Genomic DNA, 17,239 nt, shown 5'->3' with positions numbered 1-17,239 from the left:
CCGAAAGTGCCGCCTCGCGGGATGTCCGCTCAGGCGGGTGGGCGGCCCTCCCGGCGCATGGGGGTGTGCGGGATGCCGTCCTCCACGTACCCGGGGCCGCTGACCGCGAAGCCGTGGCCGGCGTAGAAGTCGACCAGGTGGGTCTGCGCGTCCAGCACGCACGGACCCGCGCCGACCACGGCCAGCGCCTCGGTCATCAGCCGGCCGGCCAGGCCCGCGCCGCGGGCCGCCGGCGCCACCACCACCCGGCCGATCCGTGCCACGCCGTCCGGGTCGGCCAGGATCCGCAGGTACGCCACGACCACGCCGTCCCGGGTCAGCCAGAGGTGCCGGGTGCCGGGTTCGACGTCCCGGCCGTCCAGCTCTGGGTACGGGCAGTTCTGCTCGACCACGAACACGTCGATGCGCAGCCGGAGCAGGTCGTGGAAGGTGCGGGCGCCCAGCTCGGCGAAGCTGGCGACGTGCGACTCGACGGGCATCCCGCGATGGTAGGCGTGGCCAGGCGGCGCCAGCTCGCCGACCTGGCGGTGTCTGGGTGCGCCGGATGCCGCCACATCGCCGGCCCGGGAGCTGCGCGGGGCGGATACCGCCACATCGTCGACCCCGGGGAACCGCGCGGGGCGCCTCTCGGTCAGGACGGGCGGGCGCCCACCGCGTCGCGGACCTCGGCGCCCTGGGCGCCCTCTACCGCCCGTGCGCAGTGCGCGCAGCAGAAGAAGCGGCCGTTGACCTCGACACCGTGGCCGGCGATCTTGATCTGGCAGTGCTCGCAGATCGGCGCCATCCGGTGGATGGCGCACTCGAAGGAGTCGAAGGTGTGCACCGCCCCGCTGGCCGTACGGACCTCGAACGCCCCCCAGTAGTCGTTACCGCATACCTCGCAGGTTGCCATTACAAATCCCCCCGATATGGACACGTCACCCCAGCGTCGAGCAGCCGACACACGCGGGCAACCGGAACCGGGGAATCTGGTCCGGCTCGACGGCGAGTCGCCCCCGGCGTGTCGGACGTTAGGCCTGGTGATCGCCCCGACACCCCCGGAGGACCACGTGATCAAGCGCAACAAGCTGTTCGGCAACCAGACCCGGGTCACCTTCTGCCTGCCGCGCGACACCCCGTCCGGCACGGTGAGCGTGGTCGGCTGCTTCAACGACTGGGAGCCCGGCCGGCACGAGCTGATGCCCCGTCGGGACGGCACCCGGACGATCACCGTCCGGCTCGGCCCCGGCGAGCACCACTTCCGCTACCTCGCCACCGGCGGAGTCTGGCTGGACGACGAGTCTGCCGACGCGGTCGACGAGCGGGGCTGCCGCCTGCTGCTCTGACTGTGAGGCTGGCCTGGTCGGTCCGCCGGGGCAGCTCAGCCCTGCTCCGGCTCCAGCCGGATCGAGACCGAGTTCACGCAGTGCCGGGTGTCCTTCGGCGTGAACCCCTCGCCCTCGAAGACGTGCCCCAGGTGGCTGTCGCACCGGGCGCAGCGGATCTCCGTACGCCGCATGCCGAGGGTGTTGTCGGGGATCTCCTTCACCGCGCCGGGGATCGCGTCGTCGAAGCTCGGCCAGCCACAGTGCGAGTCGAACTTGTCCTCGCTGCGGAACAGTTCCGCCCCGCAGGCTCGGCAGTGGTAGACGCCGGCGGTCTTGGTGTCGACGTACTCGCCGGTCCACGGCCGCTCGGTGCCGTGCTCGCGGAGCACCCGGAACTCCTCGGGGCTCAGCCGGACCCGCCACTCTTCCTCAGTGGTGGGCAGTTCGCTCTCGGAAAGACTCACCGGTCAACGGTACGCCGGGCGTCGGTGGCATCGCATATGGTCGCGCAATGGGTGGCACCAAGGCCGCAGCCGAGGAGATCGAGGTCGCCGGGCACACCGTACGGCTGAGCAGCCCGGACCGAGTGATCTTCCCGCAGCGCGGCTTCACCAAGGCGGACGTCTTCCACTACTACCTGTCGGTCGGCGAGGGGATCATGCGCGCCCTGCGCGACCGGCCGACCACGTTGCAGCGCTTCCCCGAGGGCATCGAGGGGGAGATGTTCTTCCAGAAGCGGGTGCCGACCCGGGGCGTACCCCCGTGGGTCGGGACCGCGGAGATCAGCTTCCCCAGCGGCCGGAAGGCCGCGGAGCTCTGCCCGGCCGACCTGGCCCACGTGGCCTGGGCGGCGCAGATGGGCACGGTGGTCTTCCACGCGTGGCCGGTCCGCGCCGCCGACGTCGACCGCCCCGACGAGCTGCGGATCGACCTGGACCCGCAGCCCGGCACCGACTTCGCCGACGCGGTCACCGCGGCCGGCGAGCTGCGGGCGCTGCTGGACGAGCTGGGCGTGGCCGGCTGGCCGAAGACGTCCGGCGGCCGGGGCGTGCACGTCTACCTGCGGATCCAGCCGCGTTGGACGTTCGTCGAGGTGCGCCGGGCCACCATCGCGCTGGCCCGGGAGCTGGAACGCCGCCGTCCGGAGCTGGTCACCACCGCCTGGTGGAAAGAGGAGCGCGGCAGCCGGGTCTTCGTGGACTTCAACCAGATGGCCCGGGACCGGACCATCGCCTGCGCGTACTCGCTGCGGGCCAACGCGCGGGCCACCGTCTCCACCCCGGTCGACTGGGACGAGCTGACCCAGGTGGACCCGGACGACTTCGACCTGCGCAGCGTGCCGGCCCGGCTGGCCGAGCGGGGTGACCCGCACGCCGGCATCGACGACGCCCCGTGGGACATCAGCCCGCTGCTGGAGTGGGCCGAGCGGGACGCCGCCGCCGGGCAGGGCGACCTGCCGTACCCGCCGGAATATCCGAAGATGCCGGGCGAGCCGAAACGGGTGCAGCCCTCCAAGGACCGTGACCGGCCTCGCGCCTGACCGCCGCCTCGCCCGCACCAAGATCGTGCTCGATCCAGGAAGTAGTGGCATCGGAGCGCGCCCGACGCCACTCGATCCAGGATCGAGCACCATCTTGCAGGGCGCGGCGGAGCCGGGTAGGTCAACCGGCGGCCAGAGCACCGGCCGGCTCGTCGGTGGTTGCAGGATTCATCGTGGTCGTCGCGGCGCCGGCAGCGGCCGGCGCCGCCGAGTCGGAAGCCAGAGCGAGGTTGGTTTGAGGCATGCTCGAAGCCGGTAGCCGCACGCGCACGCAACCACCACCACCCGGCGTCGTCTTCGAGGCGCTCACCCAACCCGACCCCGACCCGGCGCGGCCCTGGCTGCGGTTGCTCGACGATGAACGATCGCCGCAGATCTTGCGCGCCGAGCATCCGCGCCTGGTCATCTGGTCGTCGCTGTGGATCAGGCGACCGGATGCCCAGGTACGTTTCGATCTGGAGTCCGACGGCGGAGGAGGCACGCAGCTGAGCTGGACTCTGCTGGTCGCCGAGCCCGTGCCCGACCCTTCGTTGCTCGGACACCTTCGCAAGCGGCTCAACGAACTGATCAACGCGAACCTGCGCTACACCTTCGGCCAGTAGGCAGACCAGAAAGCTGCCAACGATCAGGGTTGGGCGGGTCACTCTCCACCGGTCGCTGGGCGGCTGGTAACGATCATGTAACGGGCGCGAACCTTTCCCGCCCCCCGACCGGTCTTCCTTTTCATCGGCCCGACGGGGGCCAGGGGAGGGCGTCGGATGAAGTTGGTGTGGAGGCGGGCCGTCGAGGCGCGCGGGCTGCTGCTCGCCGCCGCCGTGGCGGCCCTGGTCGCGGTGGCACTGGTCACCGGGCTCTCCGACTACAACCGGCGGGCCGTCGACGCCGGAGCGCGGGCGGTGCTCGACGCCGCCCCGGCCGAGGAGCGCAGCCTGCTGGTCAGCGGCTCCGGCGGCCCGGACGCGGCCGCGTACGCCGAACGGGACCGGGCGGTCCGCGCCCAGTTCGCCGCCGGCCTGGGCGAGGCGCCGGTCACCGTCGCCGCCGCCCGCTACGGCACCGGGCGCGAGCTGACCGGGGACCTCGGCGCCGCCCGGGCCGGCGACGACGCGGTCTTCGCCAACCTCGGCACCCTCGACAACCTGGCCGCGCACGCCCAACTCACCGCCGGGTCGTGGCCGGCGCCCGGGGCAAACCCGCTGCAGGTGACGCTGCCCGAGAAGGTCGCCGGCCAGCTCGGGCTGCGCACCGGCGATCGGGTGCCGCTCTACGACCGCAGCACCGAGCGGGCCGGCGCGGTCGTGGTCGCCGGGATCTGGCGGCCCCGTGACCCAACCGAGGCGTACTGGCGGCTGGCTCCCGGAGTGGGCGAGGGTGACCCGGGTGCGGTCACCTCGTACGGGCCGTTCGCGCTGGACCCGGCCGACTTCGCCCGTACCTTCCCCGGCTCGGTGTCCGCGTCCTGGCTCGTGCAGCCGGACCTCGCGGTGGTCGAGCCGAGCCGGCTGGTCTCGGTCAAGACTGCCGTCGCCGCCATCTCGGCGAAGATCCCCGACGCCACCGGCCTCGGCTCGTCCGCGCAGGCCGTCAGCAAGCTGGACCAGCTGATCGACCGGCTCGGCCGAGCCGACCTGGTGGGCCGGTCCGCCCTGCTCACCCCGCTGTTGCTGATCGTGGTGCTCGGCGGGTACGCGCTGGTGCTGGTCGCCGCGCTGCTCAACGAGGACCGGCGGGCGCAGACCGCACTGCTGCGCGCCCGGGGCGCCGCCCGCGGCCAGCTCGCCGGCCTCGCCGTCCGGGAGGCGACCCTGGTGGTGGCGCCGGCCATGCTGCTCGCCCCGCCGCTGACCGGGCAGGCCGTGCACCGGCTCGGCGCCGACCTGCGGCTGGCCGACGGCGGCCTCGCCCAGGTCTGGCTGGTCGCGGTCGCCGCCGCGATCGGCTGCCTGCTCGCCATGGTGATGCCCGCGTTGCGGCGGGCCGGCACCTACGTCGCCGACATGGCGGCCCGGTCCCGCCCGACCCGCGGCGCGGCGGTGCAGCGCGCCAGCGCCGACCTGGCCCTCGTCGTGCTCGCCGTGCTCGCCTGGACCCAGCTCCGGCAGTACTCCTCGCCGCTGGCCGGGGCCGGCGGGCGGCTCGGCATCGACCCGCTGCTCGCCGCCGCGCCCACCATCGGGGTGCTGGCCGGCGCGGTCGTCGCGTTGCGGCTGCTCCCGCCGGCGACCCGGGTCGCCGAGCGGTTCGTCGACCGGCGGCCGTGGACGGCCACCATGTTCGGCATGTGGCAGGCCGGCCGCCGGCCGCACGCCGGGCCGGTGCTGCTGCTCGCCCTCGCCGTCGGCGGCAGCACGCTCGCCTGGTCGCTGGTGGCCTCCTGGGAACGGTCGCAGCGGGACCAGGCCCAGCACGCCGTCGGCACCGACCTGCGGCTGGTCGAACGGAGCGGGAGCGCCCCGGCCGACCGGGCGGGCCGGCTGGCCGCGGTGCCCGGGCTGGACCGGGTGCTGCCGGCCTGGCGCGACGACGTGCGGCTCGGTCGCGACAACCGGGAGGCGACCGTGGTGAGCCTGGACGCCGCCGGCGCGGCCGGCATGCTCCGGCTCGACGACGCCGCCGGTGGCGCGTCCAGTGACGCGTTGCTCGACCGGCTGGTCCGCAAGCGGGCCATGGCCGCCGGGATCGCCCTCCCGGCCGGCGCGCGGGCGCTCGCCGGGACCGTTCGCACCCCCGTCGAGACGCGGTTCGAGCAGCCGCGGGTGTCCGTGTCCGCGCTGCTCGTCACCGACTCCGGTACGGCCTGGCGGCTGCCGCTGGCGGTCGGCCAGGGCGACGGCCGGCCGGTGTCCTTCTCCGTGCCCCTGCCCGAGACCGGCGGCGTCCCGGTGCGGCTGGCCGGGTTCGAGGCCGACGGTGGCGAGGCGGTCGGCGAGAGCTACCGACTGCGGATCAACGGGCTCCGGGTCACCGACGCGGCTGGCGGCATTCGGCCACTGGCCCTCGACGGCGGGTGGCGGATCAGCGGCGAGGAGGGGGCTCGGGCGGCCGCCCAGGTCGACGGGGGCTCGGTCGACGTCACCCGCCACTTCCTGGTGCCCGAGGGCCTCCGGGAGTTCATCAGCGGGCCGGCGGCCCGGATCGCCGTGGTGCCCGTCGGGGACGACCCGCCGGTGCCGGCGCTGGTCACGTCCGGCGCAGCCGCGGCGCTGAACGTCCGCACCGGCGACACCATCAACCTGTCGCTGTCCGGGGTCTCCCTGCCGGTGACGGTGGTCGGGCAGGTCAAGGCCGTCCCCGGCACCGCCGGCGACGGGGTGCTGCTGGACCTGCCCGCCGCCACCGACCTGCTGCTACGCCAGCAGGGCACGGTCCGGTCGACGGCCGAGTGGTGGCTGCGCACCGACGACAGCGGTCACGCCGCCGCCGCGGAGGCCCTCGCCGCGCTGCCCGGGACCACCCTGCTCGACCGCCGCCAGGTGGCGGCGGAGGCGGCCCGGGACCCGTACTGGCGGGGTGCCCGGGTCGGGCTGCTGGCCGCCGCGCTCGGGTCGGCGCTGCTCGCCCTGGTCGGTCTCGCCGTGGACGTGTGGGCCACCACCCGGCACCGGCTGACCGAGTTCGCCGTGCTGCATACGCTGGGCGCCAACGCCCGGCTGCTGGCCCGGGCCCTCCTCGCCGAGCAGGCCTTCCTGGCCGGCATCGGGGTCGGCGTCGGGCTGCTGGTCGGGGCCGGGGTCGCGGCCACCATGGTGCCGCTGGTGATCCTCACGCCGGCCGCCGGCCGGCCGGTGCCGGAGGCGGTCTTCACGGTGCCATGGACCCCGATCGGACTGACCGCGGCCGGGCTGCTGCTCGCCGCGCTGGCGTTCGCCGCCGTCATCACCACCGGCATCCGCCAGCGGGTGGCCGCCGTGCAGCTGCGGATCGGGGGAGAACGATGAGCCTGTTCAGGGTGGCCCGGCGGGTCCGGGCGTACGGGGGGCATTTCCTCCTCCTCGCGGTGCTGACGCTGGTCACCGCCCTGCTGATCACGGCGGTGCCGCGAATCGCCGATCGGCTCACCGGGCAGGGGCTGCGGGAGTACGTGGCGGCCCAGCCGGTGGCCCGCCGAGACCTGACCTACGCCATGAAGGACGTGCTGATCCGGTCCGGAAGCCAGGAGGTCCTCGCCGGCCGCGCGGCCGAGCTGGACAGCTTCGAGGAGCGGATGCCGCCCGTCGTGCGGCAGGCGATCGGCGAGCGGTGGTTCACGGCGGAGACCTCCTTCGCCCGGCTGAAGGGACCGGAGCTGACCGCTGACAAGGGGCTGATCGACCTCAGCCTGCGGACGGTGAGTGGCATCGAGGACGCGGCGACCCTGGTCGAGGGCCGGTGGCCCGACGCGGGCGTGGCTGCCGACGGCTCCGTCGAGCTGGCCCTCGCCGACACGGTCGCCGGCCGGCTCGGGCTGCGTGCCGGTAGCCGGCTCACGCTGTCCGTCCTGGACGTCGCCGGCAACCCGATGACGAGGAAGGAGATCAGCCTGGTCGGCGTCTTCCGGCAGCTCGACCAGGGCGACGGGATCTGGGACGCGCTTCCGTCGTTGCTGCGGCTCGGCGAACCCGAGGGGGACGGCGAACCGTTCCTGCTGGTCGGGGTGACCTCCGACCAGGGCCTGGCCGCGCTGACCGGGGCCGGCTGGCCGGTCAGCTTCGGCTGGCGCTACCGGATCTCGCCGGACCGGATCACCCCGGCCCAGCTCGACGCGCTGATCGAGGGGTTGAGCAGCCTCGACCGGATCCCCAAACCGTCCGGGCTCGGCTTCACTCAGGGCGTCGACATCCCGTTGCGGCAGTTCGCCGACTCGCTCGCCGCCGCCCGTACGCTGCTCGCGATCATCGCGGCCGGGCTGCTCGCCACCCTGGCCGGCCTGACCCTGCTCGCCGCCCGCCTGGCGGCGCGCCGACGCCGGTCCGAGTACGTGCTGCTGCGCGCCCGGGGCGGCTCGACCGGCGCGGTGCTCCGCCGCGGGCTCGCCGAGTCGGTGCTCGTGCTGCCGGCCGCGGCCGGCTTCGGTTGGCTGCTCGGCGGCCTACTGCCCGGCGAGGGCACCGAGTTGCGCTGGGTGCTGCTCGTCGCGGTGCTGGTCACCCTGGTCCCGCCGGCCGCCGCGCTCACCGCCGCACGCGGTGGCGCCGGCCGGGCCGACCTGGTCAGCACCCGGTCCACCACCGTCCGGCTCACCGTCGAGGTGACCGTGCTCGGCATCGCCGTGCTCGGGGCGTTCCTGCTGCGCCGCCGGGGCCTGGCCCTCGACGGGTCGGTGGACCCGCTGCTGGTCTCCGTGCCGGTGCTGCTGGCGGTGGCCGCGGCACTGGTCGCGCTGCGGGCGTACCCGTGGCCGCTGCGGCTGCTCAGCCGGCTCGCCGCCCGAGCCCGGGGCAGCGTGGCGTTCCTCGGCACCGCCCGCGCCGGCCGGGCCGCCACCACCGGCCCGCTCGTCGTGGTCGTCCTCGCCGTCGCCACCGCCGCGTTCTGCGGGGTGGTGGCGGCCGGGATCGAGGCCGGCCGGGACCGGGCCGCCGTCCGGGCCGTCCCCGGGGACGTCCTGGTCAACGGGGAACGGTTCGCCCCGGACACCACCGAGGCGCTGGCCGCGCTGCCCGGCGCCCAAGCGGTGGCCCCGCTGCTGGTCGAGCCCAACGTGCGTCCGTACGCCGACCAGGCCGGCCGGTTCGGCGGGGTCGGCGACACCCGGGTGCTGCTGGTCGACGGCGCCCGTTTCGCCGAGGTGGCCCGCCGCGCGGGCGTGCCCGTGACCGTCCCCGACGCGCTGCGCGCCACCGGCGACGGCACCACGCCGCTGCCGGCGCTGGTCTCCCCGGCGCTGGCCGACGAGTTCACCGAGGCCGGGCTCGCCGACCCGCAGGGCCGCCGACCAGCCTGGCTGGACGTGCAGGGCAACCGGCTGCCGGTGCGCACCGCCGCCACCGTCACCGAGTTCCCGCTGATCGACCGGAACGTGGAGCGGTTCGTGGTGCTGCCCTGGCCGACGCTGCCCGCGAACGCCCCGCATCCGCTCGTACCCACAGGTTTCGTGCTGGCCGGGGAGCGGGTGGACCACGCCGCGGTGGCCCGGGTGGTCAACGAGGGGCAGCAGCGCTACCAGCGCACCGGGGCGGTCACCGCCGGGGAGCGGCCCCGCCAGCCGGAGCTGCGGGTCCGGTCGGCGGTCCGCGCCGAACTGGGCGGCAGCGGGGTGAACGGCCTGCTGGTCTTCGGCTTCACCATGGGTGCGGCCGGCGGCGGCGCGCTGGGCCTGCTCGCGCTCGCGTTCGCGGTCCTCGCCGGAGCGCGGGGGCGGGGGCAGGTGCTGTCCCGGCTGCGCACCATGGGCCTGTCCCGCCGGCAGTGGCGCGGGCTGCTGCTGGTCGAGCTGACCCCGCTGGTGCTGGTGTCGGTGCTCACCGGCGCGGTCGTCGGGGCGCTGCTGCCGATGCTGCTCACCCCGGTGCTGGGCCTGCCCGCGTTCACCGGCGGCGTCGCCGTGCGGGCGAGTTTCGAACCCGGCCTGGTGGCCGGTGTGCTGGGCCTCGCCGCGCTGGCCCTCGGCTTCGCGATCGCCGTCGAGGCCCTGAACAACCGCCGGATGCGCCTCGGCGAGGTGCTCCGGCTCGGAGAGGAGAGCTGAGATGACAGCGACCGCCCATGGCCATCCGGGCTCGGCGCGTCTGACGCCGCGCAGCGACCCCGGACAGCCAGCCTCCGCCGTGCCGGACCTGGCCGCCCTCCAGCAGCGCGCCGCGCAGCGCGCCGCCGAACGGGCCGGCGGGCGGGACCGGTTGCGCGGGCACATCGTCTGCGACGGCCTGGTCCGCATCTTCAAGACCGAGGGGGTGGAGGTGGTCGCCCTCCAGGGTCTCGACCTGGTCATCGACCGTGGCGAGCTGGTGGCGATCGTGGGGGCCTCCGGCTCCGGCAAGTCGACGCTGCTGAACATCCTCTCCGGGCTGGACACGCCCACCGCCGGCATCGCCCGGGTCGCCGAGTACGACCTGCTCGCCCTGTCGAACCGGCGCCGGCTCGCCTACCGCCGGCAGATGGTCGGCTTCGTCTGGCAGCAGACCGGGCGGAACCTGCTGCCGTACCTGACCGCGCTGGAGAACGTGGAGCTGCCGATGCGGCTGGCCGGCGGGCGCAGCCGGCGGGCCCGGCGGGACCGGGCCCGCGAGCTGCTCGACCTGGTCGGCGTCGGCTACTGCGCGGACCGGAAGCCCGGCCAGATGAGCGGCGGCGAGCAGCAGCGCTGCGCGGTCGCCGTGTCGGTGGCCAACGACCCGGAGGTGCTCTTCGCCGACGAGCCGACCGGTGAGCTGGACGAGGCGACGGGGGCCGAGGTCTTCGCCGCGCTGCGGACCATCAACGCCGAGCTGGGCGTCACCATCGTCGTGGTCACCCATGACCACGCCGTGGCCAGCCAGGTCCGCCGGACCGTCGCGATCCGCGACGGCCGCACCTCCTCGGAGGTACGCCGCACCGCCCGCGTCGCGGCCGACGGCAGCACCGAGCTGGTCAGCGAGGAGTACGCGGTGCTCGACCGGACCGGCCGGATGCAGCTCCCGGCGTCCTTCGTGGACGCGCTGTCGCTGCGCGACCGGGTCCGGCTCAATCTGGAACCCGACCACGTCGAGGTGCGGCCCGGCGACCGGGCGCACGCCGAGAAGGAGCAGGCATGAGCGAGCGTCAGCGAGCGAATCATCAGTGCAGGGTTGTGGTGCCTCATGCCGGCGCCGAGCGGAGCGAGGTGGCGGCATGAGCGAGCGTCAGCGAGCGAATCATCAGTGCAGGGTTGTGGTGCCTCATGCCGGCGCCGAGCGGAGCGAGGTGGCGGCATGAGCGAGCGGTCGACTTTGGCGCCGGCCCGCGTGGTCACCACCGACGAGGTGGTCCGGGTCGAGGCGGTGAGCCGCACCTTCGGGCGGGGCGAGCATGCGGTGCACGCCGTGCGGGAGGTGTCCTTCTCCGCCGGGCGGGGCGAGCTGGTCGCGGTCCGGGGTCGCTCCGGTGCCGGCAAGACCACGCTGCTCAACCTGGTCGGCGGCCTGGACCGGCCGGACAGCGGGCGGGTCCGGGTGGCCGGGCACGACGTGACCGGCGCGAGCGAGCGCGAGCTGCTCGCGCTGCGCCGGGGCAACGTCGGCTTCGTCTTCCAGACCTTCGGGCTGGTGCCGATCCTGTCGGCGGCCGAGAACGTCGGGGTGCCGCTGCGGCTGGCCAAGGTGCCGGCTGCGGAGCGGGAGCAGCGGGTGGCGGTGCTGCTGGAGCTGGTCGGGCTGGGCGGGCACGCCGCGCAGCGCCCGTACGAGCTGTCCGGCGGGCAGCAGCAGCGGGTGGCGGTGGCTCGCGCCTTGGCGAACGAGCCGGACCTGCTCATCGCCGACGAGCCGACCGGCCAGCTCGACTCGGAGACCGGGCGGTCCATCATGGACCTGATCCGGGCCGTGGTGCACGCCCGGGGCATGACCGCCCTGGTCGCCACCCACGATCCGGCGCTGATCGAGATGGCCGACCGCACCCTCACCCTCCGCGACGGCCGCCTGGCCACCGACTGACCGTCGGCGCCGGCGCCGCGGGAGTGACAACCGGTCAGTCGCGACAGCGGCGGCGGTGGTAGGACAGGGTGACCGCGAGCAGGAGGGGGCCCCAGAGGAGCAGCGGGACGTAGCAGGCCACCAGCAGCGCGAAACCGGCCGGCGAGAAGCCCAGGCCATCGCCCTCGACGACGAGGTCCCGAACGATGATGCCCCAGGCCGCGTACGCCCAGACGAGGGTGACCCCGATGGCGCCGGCGGTGGCGGCGGTGACCGCGAACGACGGCGGCACCCGACGCCCGCCCAGCAGCGGCAGCCACCGGGGGAACACCTCGCCCCACGGGCGGACCAGGCCGAGCGCGAGCAGCGCCAGCGCCTCGGAGAACACGGTCAGCGAGACGACGTAGACGCTCTCCCAGCCGTGCGTGCGGACCGGCGCGCCGTGTTCGTACGCGCCGATCGGGACCCCGGCGACCAGGGCGAGCCGCCAGAGCCCGGACGGCAGGACGACCAGCGGGATCAGGTGGGCGGCGCGGACCGCCCAGGCGGGTGCGGGCCGGCCGTCGCGCGGGTGGGCGGCGGCCGGTGCGGTGGCGGTGGACATGTGACTCCCGTTCGTCGGCTGCCCGCCCAGCCTGCCCGTGCCGGCCGACGGCGATCATCCCGCACGGCGGGGAGTCGGCTCCCTCCGGTGGGGGAGCCGCCGGGATCAGAGCGCCAGCTTCATCCCCTCGTGGCTGGCCACGAAGCCGAGGTTGCGGTAGAAGCGGTGCGCGTCGGCGCGGGTCTTGTCGGTGGTGAGCTGCACCAGCGCGCAGCCCCGCGCCCGGGCCTGGTCGATGGCCCAGGTCATCATCTGCCGCCCCAACCCCCGGCCGCGCAGGTCGGAGCGGACCCGCACCGACTCGATCAGCGACCGCTCGGCGCCGTGCCGGCCCAGCCCCGGGATGTACGTGATCTGCATGCAGCCGACCAGCTCGCCGCCGGCGTCCGCGACCACCAGGTGGTTGCGCGGGTCGGCGGCGATGTCGGCGAACGCCTTCTCGTACGCGTCGTCGACCTCGGTGAAGTCGCGGGCCTTGCCCAGCACGTCGTCGGCGAGGAGGGCGATGATGGCCGGCAGGTCCGCGCGGACCGCCTCCCGGAAGATCGCGTCGGTCATGCCGGCAGCGTGACACAGCGACAGCCGGCGATGGGCGGTGGTCAGCGCGCCGGGCAGCGCAGCCCCGCCCGGGGCACGGTCAGCGAGATCAGGTACGCGTCGACGGCGGCCGTGATGCAGGCGGTCTGCGGGTACGCCGTGTGCCCCTCGCCCTCCCAGGTGAGCACCTGCCCGACGCCCAGCATCGAGGCCAGCGCGGCGGTCTGCTCGTACGGGGTGGCCGGGTCGCCGGTGGTGCCGACCACCACGATCGGCGGGGCGCCGGCCGCCTTCCCGGTCGGGTACGGATCCCGCCCCCCGGGCCACTCCACGCAGCCGAACATGCCCACCGCCAGAGCCGGACCGAACAGCGGATACTTCGCCCGCCACTGGGACTGGAGCTGGCGGATCTGCTGCGGGCTCGGCTTCTCGGCCTCGTCCGCGCAGTTGACCGCCATGTTGGCGTCGAACAGGTTCGAGTAGTGCCCGTCGTCGCCGCGGCCGGCGTACGCGTCGGCCAGCTTGAACACCCCGGTCGGGTCGCCGCCCTGCAACGCGTCGATCGCCCGGGCCAGCTCCTGCCAGCCCGCCTCGGTGTAGAGGGACGAGATGACCGCGTAGAACACCCAGCCCGCGGTGGCCTCCCGGCCGTCCCGGCTGCGGACCGGGGAGACCTTGGCCTTGTCGATGGCGCTGGTGACGGCGGCCCGGGCGTCCGGTGCGATCGGGCAGCGGCCGGCGTTGTCCGCGCACCAGCGGGCGAAGTTGTCGAAGGCCCGCTCGAAGCCCTTCGCCTGGCTCTCCGACCCGGCGATGAGTTTCTGCTGCGGGTCCACCGCGCCGTCGAGCACCAGCGCCCGCACCCGCTTGGGGTAGAGCTGGGCGTACACGGCGCCTAGCAGGGTGCCGTACGAGTAGCCGAGGTAGGTGAGCTTCTCGTCGCCGACCGCCGCGCGCACCGCGTCCATGTCCCGGGCGGCCTGCTCGGTGCCGTAGAGCGGGAGCTGGTCGCCGTACTTCGTGCCGCAGCCGGTGCCGATCCGTCGGTTGAGCGCGGCCAACCCGTCGAACGACGCCTGGCTCTGCGGGTCGGGGTCGTAGCCGAAGCTGGCGTCCAGGTCGGCGTCGGAGATGCACTTGACCGGGCTGGACCGGGACACCCCGCGCGGGTCGAACCCGACGATGTCGAAGCGGTCGGTCACCGCGGCCGGCAGCCCGCCGAACGCCGGGCCGAAGGAGAGATAGACGGCGGTGTCCACGCCGGAGGCGCCGGGACCGCCGGGGTTGACCACCAGCGAGCCGATCCGGTCGTGCTGCTTGTTCGACCTGATCCGGATCAGCGAGATCTCGAAGGTCTCGCCGGCCCCGGGCCCGGCCGTCGCGCCGGTGGCGGCGCCGTTGCCCCAGTTCCGGGGCACGGCGATCCGGGCACACTCGTAGCGCATGCCCGGTGCGCCCCGGCCGACCAGCTCGTCGGGGACCTCCGGGCAGGCGCGCCAGGTCGGGGCGGTGCCCGGGGCAACCGCCGGGCCCTGGCTCTCGGTGCGCGGGGCGAGGGCCGGCAGGGTGCAGCCGGCGGTGAGCACCACCGCGGCGGCGAACCCGGCCAGGCCGGGTCGGACCCGGCGGATCCGGTCGGAGAAGCGGGTCACGTGGCAGCCTTCCGTGATCATGTCAACGGCCAGGCTACGCCCGACCGGACGCGCTGCCGATGGTCGCCGCCGGATCCCCGCGCAGCACCTGGTCGACGTCGTAGCGGATCGGGCGCTCCAGCTGGTCGTAGCGGCAGGAGCGGGGATCACGGTCGGGGCGCCAGCGGACGAACTGGGCGGTGTGCCGCAGCCGGTCACCCTCCATCGCGTCGTAGCCGACCTCGGCCACCAGCTCTGGGCGCAGCGGCTCCCACTCCAGGTTCTTGGTGCCGGTCCACCGGCTCACCCCGCCGGGAATGCGCTGGCCCCGCTCGTGGTCGCCGTGCACCCACGGGTGGTCGCCGTCGACGTCGCGGTAGGGCTCCAGCTCGTCCAGCAGCTCCTTGCGCCGGGCCGCGGTGAACGACGAGCTGACCCCGATGTGGTGCAGCACGCCGGCGTCGTCGTAGAGGCCGAGCAGCAGCGAGCCGACCACCGGGCCGGACTTGTGCCAGCGGAAGCCGGCCACCACCACGTCGGCGGTACGGGCGTGCTTGACCTTGAACATCAGCCGTTTGCCCGGCTCGTACGGCAGGTCGGCCGGCTTGACGATGAGCCCGTCCAGCCCGGCCCCCTCGAACACGTCGAACCAGCGCCGGGCCGTCTCCGGGTCGGTGGTGATCTGGGTGACGTGCACCGGCGGACGGACCTTGGCCAGTGCCTGCTCCAGCCGGGCCCGCCGCTCCGGGTAGGGCCGGTCCGTCAACAGCTCGTCGTCGAGGGCGAGCAGGTCGAACGCGACGAAGTCGGCCGGGATGGTCTCGGCGAGCAGCTTCACCCGGGAGGCGGCCGGGTGGATCCGCTGGGCGAGCAGCTCGAAGTCGAGCCGGGGCTGGCCGCCCGGGCCGTCGCGGCGGATCACGATCAGCTCGCCGTCGACCGCGCACCGGGGCGGGAGTTGGCGCCGTGCCTGCTCGACCACCTCCGGGAAGTAGCGGGTCATCGTCTTGCCGCCCCGGCTGGCCAGCTCGACCTCGTCGCCGTCGCGGAAGATGATGCAGCGGAAGCCGTCCCATTTCGGCTCGTACGTCATGCCGGGGGCGGTGGGCAGCTGGGGCACGCTCTTGGCCAGCATCGGCTCGACCGGCGGATTGATCGGCAGGTCCACGGCGACCAGTCAATCAGACGCCACCGACAGCGGTGAGGCAGATCACCGGTGGCGTCGGGCGGCGTGTCCCCGGACAGGTCGGTTCGTCACCCCCGACCGGATGGTGAAACCGCAGGTCAGGGCTACCGTTCGCCGCGTGCCGGAGTGGATCTGCGGATGCTGTGGACGCTGGCGGGTCAGTTTGGAACTGATCCGCGGACGGTACCGCTACCGGCTGGTGCACCGCTACCGCCCGGACCAGGGCGGCGGCGCCAACGTCATCGGCGAGGTCGCCTCGGTGGCGGAGCTGGAGGAGCTGCTCCGCCGGTACGCCCCGGTGAGCCTGGCCGACCTCCACGAGGCCGCGTAGCCGCCCGCCCGCCCGGGTGCGGGCCGTAGGCTGGCGCTGTCCCCGCGAGGAGGTGGCCGCCGTGCCGGAACTGACGTACCCCGAGGTGGGGGCGACCCGCGAGGGCGCGCTGCCGGCCGGCTACGACCACCTGCGCCACCGGGTCCGGCTGCCGGACGGCGGCTTTCCCACCGCCGCCAAGGCGGTGCTCGACTGGCGGCTGCACCGGGCCGCCGGGGTGGTGATGCGCACCGACGCGCCACGCGCCGCCGCGGGCGTGCGGGTCACCCCGGGGCTCGGCGTCGGCCCGCTGCGGATCTGGGGCCCGACGGAGGTGGTCTGGACGGTGGACGAGCCGGACCGGGCTGGTTTCGGCTACGGCACCCTGCCCGGGCATCCCGAGATCGGCGAGGAGGCGTTCGTGGTCACCCGGGCGGGCGACGGGGTCTGGTTCGAGGTGACCACGTTCAGCCGCCCGGCCCGCTGGTACCTCCGCGCCGCCGGTCCGCTCGCCCGGGCCGTCCAGCACGGCTACGCCTGGTGGCTCGGTCGCACCCTGCGCCGGCTCTGCGCCCGGGGCTGATCCGCGCCCCGGCCGGCGGAGCGGTCAGTAGCCGGCGAAGGAACGGATGGGGGCGCGGGGGCCGTACCTCGGCGCCTGGATGCCGGCCGCCTCCAGCAGCACGCAGACCCGCCCCCGGTGGCCGCGGAACGGCTCCAGCAGCGCCAGCATCCGGGCGTCGTTCCCGCGCGGCTCCCCGGCGAGGGCCCAGGCCACGGTGTTCGGGATGTGGTAGTCGCCGACGCTGACCGCGTCCGGGTCGCCGTACGCGATCCGGACCACCTCGGCGGCGGTCCACGGGCCGATCCCGGGGATCGCGGTGAGCCGGCGGGTGGCCTCGACGGTGTCGGCGCACTGCTCCAGCCGTTCGGCGGCGCCGGCCGCGCGGCGCAGCGTGTCGGCCCGCCGCTGCTCCACCCCGAACGGGTGGAAGACCCAGTACGGGGTGGCCGCCACCGCTGCCGCCTGCGGCGGCAGCAGCAGCGACATCGGTCCCGGCGCCGGCTCCCGGAAGTGCCGGACCGTCGCCGCGTACGCCCGGTACGCCTCCTTGCCGGTGACCTTCTGCTCCAGCACCGCCCGCAGCAGGCGGGGGAAGACCTGGCCGGTGGCCGGCATCCGCAGCCCGTGGTGCTCGCGGGCCAGCCGGGCCACCACCGGGTGCCCGGCGGCGAGGTCGGCGAACCCGGTCAGGTCGTCGCGGAGCCCGGCGATCGCGTCGGCCCGCTCGACGACCCAGTCCGCTCCCGGCCCGTACCCCTCGGCGACCAACTCGTCCCCGCCGGGGCGCAGCGCGAGCGTGGCCGGCCCGGCCGGCGTGCGGGTGGCCCACCAGAAGGCGCCGGCGGCGACCCGCGCGCACGGGTCGTACGGGCTGAAGGTGAGCGACCGGACCGACCTGGCCAGCCGGTAGCCGGCCGGGGGGCGCAGCGTCCGGTGGGCGGCGGGGGAGGTCACCCGGTCACTCTGCCACGCGGACCATCAGCCGGCCCCCA

Annotated in this window: 17 protein-coding genes; 9 read left to right on the top strand and 8 right to left on the bottom strand. The window is 74.9% G+C overall.

Annotated features, from left to right (window positions below; all coding sequences use genetic code 11):
- Positions 1–29: 29 nt before the first annotated feature.
- Positions 30–479 (bottom strand): GNAT family N-acetyltransferase, encoded by a 450-nt coding sequence (locus ACGF4F_RS21100; protein ID WP_393079398.1) that lies wholly within the window; start codon positions 477–479, stop codon positions 30–32.
- 152 nt (positions 480–631) lie between these two features.
- Positions 632–892 (bottom strand): Prokaryotic metallothionein, encoded by a 261-nt coding sequence (locus ACGF4F_RS21095; protein ID WP_073835399.1) that lies wholly within the window; start codon positions 890–892, stop codon positions 632–634.
- A gap of 157 nt (positions 893–1,049) precedes the next feature.
- Between ACGF4F_RS21095 and ACGF4F_RS21090 the strand changes: the two genes are divergently transcribed.
- Positions 1,050–1,325 (top strand): isoamylase early set domain-containing protein, encoded by a 276-nt coding sequence (locus ACGF4F_RS21090; RefSeq protein WP_357434280.1) that lies wholly within the window; start codon positions 1,050–1,052, stop codon positions 1,323–1,325.
- A 35-nt stretch (positions 1,326–1,360) separates the two neighbouring features.
- On the opposite strand, the gene msrB is transcribed toward ACGF4F_RS21090, so the two are convergent.
- Positions 1,361–1,771 carry a peptide-methionine (R)-S-oxide reductase MsrB gene (gene msrB / locus ACGF4F_RS21085; RefSeq protein WP_357433293.1) on the bottom strand — a complete coding sequence of 137 codons (411 nt, stop codon included), beginning with the start codon at positions 1,769–1,771 and terminating at the stop codon, positions 1,361–1,363.
- 47 nt (positions 1,772–1,818) lie between these two features.
- Between msrB and ligD the strand changes: the two genes are divergently transcribed.
- The 6 genes from ligD (at position 1,819) to ACGF4F_RS21055 (ending at position 11,435) form a co-directional block, all read left to right on the top strand.
- Positions 1,819–2,847 (top strand): non-homologous end-joining DNA ligase, encoded by a 1,029-nt coding sequence (gene ligD / locus ACGF4F_RS21080; RefSeq protein WP_357433291.1) that lies wholly within the window; start codon positions 1,819–1,821, stop codon positions 2,845–2,847.
- Positions 2,848–3,089: 242 nt separating this feature from the next.
- Positions 3,090–3,449 carry a hypothetical protein gene (locus ACGF4F_RS21075; protein ID WP_393079393.1) on the top strand — a complete coding sequence of 120 codons (360 nt, stop codon included), beginning with the start codon at positions 3,090–3,092 and terminating at the stop codon, positions 3,447–3,449.
- Positions 3,450–3,605: 156 nt separating this feature from the next.
- Complete coding sequence (locus tag ACGF4F_RS21070; protein WP_393079390.1) at positions 3,606–6,785, top strand: FtsX-like permease family protein; 3,180 nt, start codon at positions 3,606–3,608, stop codon at positions 6,783–6,785.
- Complete coding sequence (locus ACGF4F_RS21065; protein WP_393079387.1) at positions 6,782–9,514, top strand: hypothetical protein; 2,733 nt, start codon at positions 6,782–6,784, stop codon at positions 9,512–9,514. The genes ACGF4F_RS21070 and ACGF4F_RS21065 overlap by 4 nt, the downstream gene beginning before the upstream one ends.
- Before the next feature lies 1 nt (position 9,515).
- On the top strand, positions 9,516–10,559 hold the full coding sequence (locus ACGF4F_RS21060; protein WP_357433283.1) for an ABC transporter ATP-binding protein: 1,044 nt from the start codon (positions 9,516–9,518) through the stop codon (positions 10,557–10,559).
- 156 nt (positions 10,560–10,715) lie between these two features.
- A complete protein-coding gene (locus ACGF4F_RS21055) occupies positions 10,716–11,435 on the top strand; it encodes an ABC transporter ATP-binding protein (protein ID WP_393079384.1) in 720 nt (239 codons plus the stop codon).
- A gap of 34 nt (positions 11,436–11,469) precedes the next feature.
- Here the strand turns inward: ACGF4F_RS21055 and ACGF4F_RS21050 are convergent, their stop codons facing one another.
- The 4 genes from ACGF4F_RS21050 to ACGF4F_RS21035 all read right to left on the bottom strand — a co-directional run bounded on the left by ACGF4F_RS21050 (position 11,470) and on the right by ACGF4F_RS21035 (position 15,354).
- On the bottom strand, positions 11,470–12,018 hold the full coding sequence (locus ACGF4F_RS21050; RefSeq protein WP_393079381.1) for a hypothetical protein: 549 nt from the start codon (positions 12,016–12,018) through the stop codon (positions 11,470–11,472).
- A 105-nt stretch (positions 12,019–12,123) separates the two neighbouring features.
- Positions 12,124–12,576, bottom strand: a complete 453-nt coding sequence (locus ACGF4F_RS21045) for a GNAT family N-acetyltransferase (RefSeq protein WP_357433277.1) — start codon at positions 12,574–12,576, stop codon at positions 12,124–12,126.
- 41 nt (positions 12,577–12,617) lie between these two features.
- Positions 12,618–14,228 (bottom strand): alpha/beta hydrolase, encoded by a 1,611-nt coding sequence (locus ACGF4F_RS21040; protein WP_393079378.1) that lies wholly within the window; start codon positions 14,226–14,228, stop codon positions 12,618–12,620.
- 13 nt (positions 14,229–14,241) lie between these two features.
- Positions 14,242–15,354, bottom strand: coding sequence for an ATP-dependent DNA ligase (locus tag ACGF4F_RS21035; RefSeq protein ID WP_357433273.1), 1,113 nt, complete (start codon positions 15,352–15,354; stop codon positions 14,242–14,244).
- 136 nt (positions 15,355–15,490) lie between these two features.
- On the opposite strand from ACGF4F_RS21035, the gene ACGF4F_RS21030 reads away from it, so the two are divergent.
- Both ACGF4F_RS21030 and ACGF4F_RS21025 read left to right on the top strand, forming a co-directional pair.
- Entirely contained in the window at positions 15,491–15,703 is a 213-nt protein-coding gene (locus ACGF4F_RS21030) for a hypothetical protein (protein ID WP_073835409.1), read from the top strand.
- Positions 15,704–15,764: 61 nt separating this feature from the next.
- On the top strand, positions 15,765–16,265 hold the full coding sequence (locus ACGF4F_RS21025; RefSeq protein ID WP_393079374.1) for a DUF1990 family protein: 501 nt from the start codon (positions 15,765–15,767) through the stop codon (positions 16,263–16,265).
- A 24-nt stretch (positions 16,266–16,289) separates the two neighbouring features.
- Here ACGF4F_RS21025 and ACGF4F_RS21020 read toward each other — a convergent pair whose 3' ends face one another.
- Positions 16,290–17,201 carry a DNA-3-methyladenine glycosylase family protein gene (locus ACGF4F_RS21020; RefSeq protein WP_393079371.1) on the bottom strand — a complete coding sequence of 304 codons (912 nt, stop codon included), beginning with the start codon at positions 17,199–17,201 and terminating at the stop codon, positions 16,290–16,292.
- Positions 17,202–17,239: the final 38 nt, after the last annotated feature.

Source organism: Micromonospora sp. NPDC047740 (assembly GCF_043204735.1).
Taxonomy (GTDB): domain Bacteria; phylum Actinomycetota; class Actinomycetes; order Mycobacteriales; family Micromonosporaceae; genus Micromonospora.
This window is presented reverse-complemented; position numbering and strand designations above follow the sequence as displayed.